Source organism: Nocardioides sp. CPCC 206348, from assembly GCF_048654705.1.
Classification (GTDB): Bacteria; Actinomycetota; Actinomycetes; order Propionibacteriales; family Nocardioidaceae; genus Nocardioides.
Map to the genome: position 1 here is coordinate 11,752 of NZ_JBMCZA010000213.1, position 830 is coordinate 12,581.

Genomic DNA, 830 nt, shown 5'->3' on the forward strand with positions numbered 1-830 from the left:
TCGGCGGAGGTGCCCAGCGCCTGGAGCGCGGTGTTCAGCTTCTGCAGCGCGGTGACCTTGCTCTGCTCGGCGGTGACCTGCGTCTTGAGCTTGGTCTGCGGCAGCGCCTCGAGTGCCATCAGCTGGCTGATGATGCTTGCGGTGTCCAGGCCGCTGGCGAGGCCGCCGATGCTGCTGGTCGCTGCCATGGTCATCCCTCCGATCTCGTGGAAAAACCCGCGTGCCGGTGGGGCCCGGTGGCCCCACCGGCACGCGGTTGGTGCTGTGTGTCAGGAGCGGGCTCCCGACGGTTCAGATGATCAGCCGCGGAGCAGCTGCAGCACGCCGTTGGGGGCCGAGTTGGCCTGGGCGAGCATGGCCGTGCCGGCCTGGGACAGGATCTGCGAGCGGGTGAGGCTCATCATTTCCTGCGCCATGTCGGTGTCGCGGATCCGGGACTCGGAAGCCGAGAGGTTCTCGATCGCGACGTTCACGTTGTTGATGGTGTGCTCGAACCGGTTCTGCACGGCACCGAGCTCGGCACGCTGCGTGGAGACCTCGGTGATGGCCGCCTGCAGGGTGTTGCTGTCGGTGATGTCGATCGCAGCCACAGCGGCGCCGGCGGTGAAGTCGGCGAGAGCGGTGGCGTCGATGTCGATCGTGTCCGCGTTGTCGAAGCCGACCTGGAAGGTGAGCGCGGCGCCACCGAAGAGGTCGACACCGTTGAACTTGGTGTTGTCCTTGATCCTGGTGATCTCCGTGTTCAGCGCGTCGAACTCGCCCTGCAGGGCTGCCTGCGAGTCGGTGTTCTGCGTGCCGTTGTTGTACTGCACCGAGAGGTCGTTCATGCG

2 protein-coding genes are annotated in these 830 nt (G+C 66.3%); both read right to left on the bottom strand.

Annotated features, from left to right (window positions below; translation table 11 throughout):
• A partial coding sequence (locus ACOADB_RS22635; RefSeq protein ID WP_378603959.1) for a flagellar cap protein FliD N-terminal domain-containing protein occupies positions 1-188 on the bottom strand: 188 nt, incomplete at its 3' end.
• A gap of 111 nt (positions 189-299) precedes the next feature.
• The coding region (locus ACOADB_RS22640; RefSeq protein ID WP_378603962.1) for a flagellin at positions 300-830 on the bottom strand (531 nt) is incomplete at its 5' end.